General features: G+C 70.1%; 6 protein-coding genes and 1 pseudogene. 4 read left to right on the top strand and 3 right to left on the bottom strand.

Features of this window, described 5'->3' with window-relative positions; all coding sequences use genetic code 11:
- The 3 genes and pseudogenes from E1281_RS34825 to E1281_RS34815 form a co-directional block, all read right to left on the bottom strand.
- Nucleotides 1-242: pseudogene (locus tag E1281_RS34825) on the bottom strand (hypothetical protein); the annotation flags it as partial.
- 212 nt (nucleotides 243-454) lie between these two features.
- A complete protein-coding gene (locus E1281_RS34820; protein WP_243717714.1) occupies nucleotides 455-2,050 on the bottom strand; it encodes a hypothetical protein in 1,596 nt (531 codons plus the stop codon).
- 680 nt (nucleotides 2,051-2,730) lie between these two features.
- A complete protein-coding gene (locus E1281_RS34815) occupies nucleotides 2,731-3,954 on the bottom strand; it encodes an SAM-dependent methyltransferase (RefSeq protein ID WP_131883961.1) in 1,224 nt (407 codons plus the stop codon).
- A 244-nt stretch (nucleotides 3,955-4,198) separates the two neighbouring features.
- On the opposite strand from E1281_RS34815, the gene groES reads away from it, so the two are divergent.
- The 4 genes from groES to E1281_RS34795 form a co-directional block, all read left to right on the top strand.
- A complete protein-coding gene (gene groES / locus E1281_RS34810; RefSeq protein WP_207939417.1) occupies nucleotides 4,199-4,510 on the top strand; it encodes a co-chaperone GroES in 312 nt (103 codons plus the stop codon).
- Nucleotides 4,511-4,595: 85 nt separating this feature from the next.
- Entirely contained in the window at nucleotides 4,596-6,215 is a 1,620-nt protein-coding gene (groL, locus tag E1281_RS34805) for a chaperonin GroEL (RefSeq protein ID WP_131883959.1), read from the top strand.
- A gap of 377 nt (nucleotides 6,216-6,592) precedes the next feature.
- Nucleotides 6,593-7,180 (top strand): RNA polymerase sigma factor ShbA, encoded by a 588-nt coding sequence (gene shbA / locus E1281_RS34800; RefSeq protein WP_131883963.1) that lies wholly within the window; start codon nucleotides 6,593-6,595, stop codon nucleotides 7,178-7,180.
- A partial coding sequence (locus tag E1281_RS34795) for a hypothetical protein (RefSeq protein WP_207943676.1) occupies nucleotides 7,177-7,506 on the top strand: 330 nt, incomplete at its 3' end. The genes shbA and E1281_RS34795, both read left to right, overlap by 4 nt.

The following is a 7,506-nucleotide window of genomic DNA, read 5'->3' as shown; positions in this document are numbered from 1 at the left end:
GCGCTGTGGAGGCGGTGTGCCGGGGCGGATCCACGGGACGTCCAGCGGCGCAGGACGAGCCGGTGCGCGCTGCCGGAGCGGCTCTCGACGAGCAGGGCGTGGTTGGCGTGGGCGATGCCGCCCGGAAGCGGCCGCACCATGCGGACCTCGGCGCCCTTGCCGAGGCACTCCTCCACCCAGCGCAGGGTGGCGTCGCCGGGCGGGGCGCCGGTCAGGAGGCAGGGAGCCGGTGTGTGGGTCACCTGATCCATCAAAACGGATTCCGAAGGGTATGGGGAGTGATTTTGTGAAGACGGAACGTAACAAGAGGCGGGTCATCGCGGTGTATTGATGGAACACCTTCGGTCGTCTAGCCGTTTTGCCGGACAAACTTCGCGGATTCCGTTGGGTATCCGCATGCCTCCGGAAGAGGAGCGGGTGGGGCCTGGCCGGACGGCCCCACCCGGGCGGCCCGTCAGTCTTTACTCTCCCGGCGGGGGCGCAGCAGCGCCTCGGCGAGGGCGAGCATCGTCTCCTCCAGCGTGGACAGCCGCTTCAGCACGTCCTCGTGCACCGCGTTGACCTGCTTGGAAACCTCGTCGTGGACGCCGTCGACCTTCCGGCCGACCTCTTCCTCGACATGCGAGAAGCGCTTGCCGAACTCCGCCGCCGCGGCCTCGGCGCGCCGCCCGGCCTCGTCCTGCATCCCCTCGACGCGCCGTGCGAACTCGTCGTGGACCCCGCCGACCTGCCGCGCGACGTCCTCCTGCATGTTGCCGACCTGCTTGGCGACGTCGTCGTGGATGCTGCCGACCTGCCGCGTGACGTCGTCGTGGATGTCGCCGATCCGCTTGCCGAAGTCGTCGTGGACGCCGCTGACCTGCCGCGACACCTCGTGCTGGACGGACTCGACCTGCTTGGCGACGTCGGTGTGCACCGACTCGACGCGGCGGGAGACGATGTCGACCTGCGTGGTGAACTCCTCCAGCGCGCCGTCGACCCGCTTGGTGACCTCCTCGTGGATGCCCTCGATGCGTTTGCGGACGTTCTCGTGCACGTCCTCGAAGCGGCGGGAGAACTCGTCCATGCGCTTCGCGACGTCGCTGTAGGCCGACTCGGCGATCTGCGACATCGTGGCCTTGACCTCGTCGCGGTCGGGCCGGGCGCGCAGCTCCTCGATCAGCGGGTCGACCGCCTCGGCGAGGTGCTTCTCCAGCGCGTCGAACCGGTCGCCGTACTCGGCCGCCGGACGCTGCGCGATCTCGTTCAGCAGCCGGTGCAGCTCGGCGATCTCCAGCGTGGCGGGCAGCCGGCTGATCCGCTCGCCGACGCCGTCGATGCGGCCGTCGATGCCCTCGAACCGGCCGTCGAGGCCGTCGACCTTGCCCGACAGCCCCTCGATGCGGCCGTCGACGCCGTCCAGCCGCCCGTCCAGCCCGTCGAGCCGGCCGCCGACGCCCTCGACCCGGCCGCCGACCGCGTCGAGCCCCTGCTCCATCCGCTCGGCCATCTCGCCGAGCGCCTGGTCGACCCGCGCCGTGACCCCGTTGATCGAGTGCTCCAGCCGCTCGGACCGGTGGCCGAGCTCGGCGAGGGACTTGTCCAGCCGGTTGAAGCGGACGGAGGCGGCCTCCATGCTGCCCTGGAGCTTGTCCAGGCGCTTGGTCATCTCGTCCATGCGCTGCGACGCCTGCTGCGTGGCGTCGGTGATGTGCTGCGCGGAGTCGAGGACGGCCTGGATGCGCGTCAGGCCCTCGTCGACGTTCTCGGCGACGACGCCGACGTCGGCCCACAATGCGGGAAGCTCGGCGACGGGCTTGACCCGGTCGCCGAACGCCTCGATGTGCTCGGCCAGGCCCTCGGCCCATTCCGGGGGCTTGCCTGCCAGCTCGTCGACCTGCCCGCGGACGCTCTCGATCTGCCCGGTCAGCCCGCCGAGCTCCCGCTCGCGGACCTCGCGCAGCAGCCACTCCATGCCTTCCAGCCGCTGGCGAATCTCGTCCAGGACCTGACCCTGTGAGCGCTGTTCATAGACGTGGTCCTGCGCCGCACGGGCGAGCAACTCCCGCATCCGATCCGAAACCGGTTGACCCCCCGTCTGCAGGAAGTTGTGATTCGTTTCCACCCGATGCTCCTTCGTGTGCCGGCGCGACGAAATGACGCACGGCAAATGAATCTCTGGAGAGGCCACTGTAGTGCGTGTGGAGCGCCGCTATAACGGGTAGCAGAGAACATTGTGAGTTCTGTGGAATGCGCCTGTTATCCGGGTGCGGCGGATAGTGAGTGATCGCCGGGAGATGGGCAATTTCCCGCTTCGTCGTTAAAGGGGAGATCGTGGGGATGTGTACGCCGGCGGGCCGGGGGCGGGACGACGCGGGCCCGGAGATCTGTCCGTACATCTCGTCCAACATCGCCAGTTCGCGAACCTCCGGCGAACACGCAGCGGCCGACACGTGTCACGCGGGACGTGATGCCGCACGGCGGGTGCGGGCCATTTTGATGACGCATTCGGGGGTGCCGAAGTCCCGGACGCTGAACCTGCCTTGGTGTTTCACCGCCCGTCGCGGCCGGTGCGCCGATTCGCGGACGGCGTTTCAACCTTGCCGGGCGCCCGCAATCCATGGTGAACGCAATGCCGGAAAGCGCCGATGATTTGCACGGGCATGGCGTGCCGCCCGCGCGCCCTTGGCGTTGGCGCGCCCCGGGGAAGATCTTTGGACTCGATCCCGGGCGCACCGCTCCCCGGGCGGGTCAGGGCCGGGGGACGGGACGGGTGAGAAGGGCGACCGGGTCGCGTCCCACGCGGGTCGCGACCAGGGTCAGCTCGGGCGCGCCACGGGGCGCGCGGCGCCCGCCGAACCCGAGGTCGCGGCGCAACCGGTCGACATCGACCGCCGAGCCGCGCTTCTTCACCGTGAGCACGCCGACCCCGCGCCGCCGCAGTTCCGCGCGCAGGCGCTTGACCGAGAACGGCAGCACGTCCTCGATCTCGTACGCGGACGCGAACGGCGTGGGACGCAGCGCGTCGGACGTCACGTAAGCGATGCGCGGGTCGGCGAGCCCGCCCCCGACCAGCTCCGCGACCTCAGCCACCAGCCGAGCGCGGATCACGGCACCGTCAGGCTCGTACACGTAGCGGCCCCATGGGCGCACGTCCGGGTCGTCCAGCCCTTGCGGAGTCAGTGTCCACATCTGTGGATGGTGGAGGTCGGACGAGAGCAGGGTGGCTCGCCGCCCCACGTCCCCAGCGAGCGCACCGAGCCACAGGGCCGCTTCCTTGACGTCCCCTCCGACCGAGACCCACTCTGCTTCCGCCCCATCTGGGACGACCTCGTGCGGGATGCCAGGCGCGACCTTCACGCATGCGGCGGGCACCCGGCCGGCCGAATCGAGGACGACATCAAGGGGCGGCTCATAGGAGCGGGGGTCGAACACCCGGCCTCGCGTAGTGCGCCGTCCAGGATCGGCGAAGACGGCCCCGAACCCGTCCGGGCGCTCCGCAACCGCATCGCCCACACGGACAGAGACCAGACCCTCCACCCCCAAAGCGACGACGTTCGCCTGCGCCACCTCAGTGGTCAGTGGGTCGAGCTCCACCCCTTCACCTTCGAGCCCCTCCCGCGCACGCGCGACGAGATCGGCCCCAATGCCGCACCCCAGTTCCAGCACACGCGCGCCAGGGACGCAGGACGCGAACCGCCGCGCCCTATGCGAGGCCACGCTCGCGCGGGTCGACTGCTCCAGCCCCGCCTGGGTGAAGTACATGCGGTCTGCGTCGTCCCCGAACTTGACCCTGGCCCGCTCACGCAACCGCACCTGTGTCAGCGCCGCCGAGACGAGCCCGGGGTCGTGCCGTTCGCGCAACCGGGAAGCCGCCGCGAGCAGCCCGTCCTCGCTCACGTCCAGCCCGGACGCCTCACTGAGCAGTGCCTGCCCTTCGGGGCTGCCCAGGGCTCGGAACGACGCGACATCCATAAAATGGAAGTTAGCTCCTGGGTGAACAACGGGCGCCAGGTGCCGAGTGCGTTCGTGTCCGTGTTGACGGGCTACCGGGCACGGAATAGTCTCCATGACTGGCACTCTCCTAGCGAGAGTGCCAACACAGCGACAAGGTCGGTCTGGCACCCGCGACGGCAGGCCGGTCCAGGGTCGCCTCTTCTGTCACATGTGCTGGCCGGCCCGCTATGGCCGGCCGAGGACCAATCGAAGGGGAGGTCAGATCGTGACGACCGCCACCAAGGTTGTCCTCAAGCCGCTTGAGGACCGTATCGTCGTCCAGCCGCTTGAGGCCGAGACCACCACCGCGTCGGGCCTGGTGATCCCGGACACCGCCAAGGAGAAGCCCCAGGAGGGCACCGTCCTTGCCGTTGGCCCGGGTCGCGTCGACGACAAGGGCGACCGCGTCCCCGTCGACGTCAAGGTCGGCGAGGTCGTGCTCTACAGCAAGTACGGCGGCACCGAGGTCAAGTACAACAACGAGGAGTACCTCGTGCTCTCGGCCCGCGACGTGCTCGCGGTCATCGAGAAGTAATCACCGAGACGTGATGCACCCGCCCCGGTCGGCGCCGCCTTCGGCGGGGCTGCCGGGGCGGATCGCGTGAAAGAGGAGTATCCGCATGGCGAAGATCCTGGAGTTCGAGGAGGACGCTCGCCGGGCTCTTGAGCGCGGCGTCAACGCTCTCGCGGACGCCGTCAAGGTGACGATCGGCCCGCGCGGCCGCAACGTCGTCATCGACAAGAAGTTCGGCGCGCCGACGATCACCAACGACGGCGTCACCATCGCCCGCGAGGTGGAGCTGGAGGACCCCTACGAGAACCTGGGGGCCCAGCTCGCCAAGGAAGTGGCGACCAAGACCAACGACATCGCGGGCGACGGCACCACCACGGCGACCGTCCTCGCGCAGGCGCTGGTCCGCGAGGGCACCCGCAACGTGGCGGCCGGCGCGTCGCCGCTCTCGCTCAAGCGGGGTATGGACGCCGCCGCCCAGTTCGTCTCCGACCAGCTGCTGAAGGCGTCCCGCGAGGTCGCCTCCAAGGAGGAGATCGCGCACGTCGCGACCATCTCCGCGCAGGACCCGCAGATCGGCGAGCTGATCGCCGAGTCGTTCGACAAGGTCGGCAAGGACGGCGTCATCACCGTCGAAGAGGCCCACACCATGGGCCTCGAGCTGGAGTTCACCGAGGGCCTCCAGTTCGACAAGGGCTACCTGTCGCCGCACATGGTCACCGACCACGAGCGCATGGAGGCCGTCCTGGAGGACGCCTACGTGCTCATCGTGGACGGCAAGATCTCCAACGTGCAGGAGTTCCTGCCGCTGGCGGAGAAGGTCGCCCAGACCAAGAAGCCGCTGCTCGTCGTGGCCGAGGACGTCGAGGGCGAGGCCCTGGCGCTGCTGGTCGCCAACAAGATCCGCGGCACGTTCACCTCCGTCGCCGTCAAGGCGCCGGGCTTCGGCGACCGCCGCAAGGCGATGCTGGGCGACATGGCCACCCTGACCGGCGGCCAGGTCGTCAGCGAGGCCATCGGCCTCAAGCTCGACTCCATCGGCATCGAGGACCTCGGCCGCGCCCGCCGGATCACCGTCACCAAGGACGACACCACGATCGTCGACGGTGAGGGCTCCGCGGAGGAGATCAACGCCCGGGTCAACCAGATCAAGGTCGAGATCGAGAACTCCGACTCCGACTGGGACCGCGAGAAGCTGCAGGAGCGCCTGGCCAAGCTGTCCGGCGGCGTCTGCGTGCTGCGCGTCGGCGCCGCCACCGAGGTGGAGCTGAAGGAGAAGAAGCACCGTCTCGAGGACGCCATCTCCTCCAGCCGCGCCGGCATCGAGGAGGGCATGGTCGCGGGCGGCGGCAGCGCGCTCGTCCACGTCGCCAAGGAGGGCTTCGACGCCCTCGGCCTGTCCGGTGACGAGGCCACCGGTGCGGAGGCCCTCCGCCGCGCGCTCGACGAGCCGCTGCGCTGGATCGCCGAGAACGCCGGCCAGGAGGGCTACGTCGTCGTCTCCAAGGTGCGGGAGCTGCAGCCGGGCCACGGCTACAACGCCGCCACCGGCGAGTACGGCGACCTGGTCGCCCAGGGCGTCATCGACCCGGTGAAGGTGACGCGCAACGCCGTCACCAACGCCGCCTCGATCGCGGGCATGCTGCTCACCACCGAGGCGCTCGTGGTCGACAAGCCGGAGGAGGAAGAAGAGGCCGCCGGCGGCCACGGCCACGGCCACGGTCACTGAGATCACCCTGGCGGACGGGCCCGCGGCCCGTCCGTCCGGAGATCGTTCGCGAGACCCCCGTCCGTCCGGGCGGGGGTCTCGTGTTTTGCTGCCGTATGAGCTGTTGTCAGCTGGATGAGCTGTTTTCGATCTCATGCGCGGAAAGACCGTTTGAATCCACGGACCGTCCGTGATCGGGTGGCTGCGAAACGTAGTATCGCCAGGATTGCTCCAGCACTGTGACCATTCCGTTGTAAACGACGGTGGAGACACGCCCGGGAGTGCTGGGCATCATGCTTGACGTGACCGAGGGAAGCTACGCCGGGACCACGGCCGCGCGCGCTATCGACCCCTCGATAGGGCCCCCGCCTCCGCCGACCCACGACACCGGCCGTGGGATACGGGTGCTGCGCGCGGCACAAGCCGGCGACGGCGACCTCAAGGAGCTGACGAACCTCGCCGTCCAGGGCGACCCGGGGGCCATCGAGGTTCTGATCGCCGAGGTGCGCCCCATGATCGTCCGATACTGCCGGGCCCGGCTCGGCCGGGTCTCCGGGCAGTACCACATCGCCGACGACGTGGCCCAGGAGGTCTGCATCGCCGTCCTGTCCGCCCTGCCCCGCTACCGGGACATGGGGCGGCCCTTCGCGTCCTTCGTGTTCGGCATCGCCGCGCACAAGATCGCCGACGCGATGCGCAGCGCGGTCCGCGCGGCCGTGCCCACCGAGGACCTGCCGGACGGCCCTGACGACCGTCCCGGCCCCGAGGAGACGGTGGTCCGCTACATCGAGGCGCAGCGCGCCCGCGACCTGCTGACGCGCCTCCCCGAGAACCAGCGCGAGCTGGTTCTGCTGCGGGTGGTGGTGGGCCTGTCGGCCGAGGAGACCGGAAACGTGCTGGGCATGTCCGCGGGTGCGGTGCGGGTCGCGCAGCACCGGGCACTGGCCCGGCTCCGGGCGATGGCCAGAGAGGAGTCGATCGCTTGACGGAACGAGGCCCCTCCACTGGCACGCGGGGCGCCCCGGATCCGGCCGAGCCTTCGACACCCGGCGCCCTCGCGGACCTCGGCGCCGTACGCCGCACCGACGCGATCATCGAGTCGCTCGCGGCGTGCCGCGCCGCCGGCTCCGCCTCCCGCTCCGGCCCCGGAGCCGACACCGGGCGCCTTCGCCCGGCAGACGACCCCGACCCGGCGGTCCGGCTGCTGCGCGCCCTGATCGGCGACGTGGACGACCCGGGCTCCGAACGCGACGCGGGCCCCGAGCGCGAGGTCGCCGCCGAACGCGGCACCGGCCCCGAGCCGACCCCGCCG

The sequence above is a fragment of the Actinomadura sp. KC345 genome (genome assembly GCF_004348515.1).
Taxonomy (GTDB): domain Bacteria; phylum Actinomycetota; class Actinomycetes; order Streptosporangiales; family Streptosporangiaceae; genus Spirillospora.
Note: the sequence above shows the minus strand (reverse complement) of the source record. Positions and strands in the feature narration are given on the sequence as shown.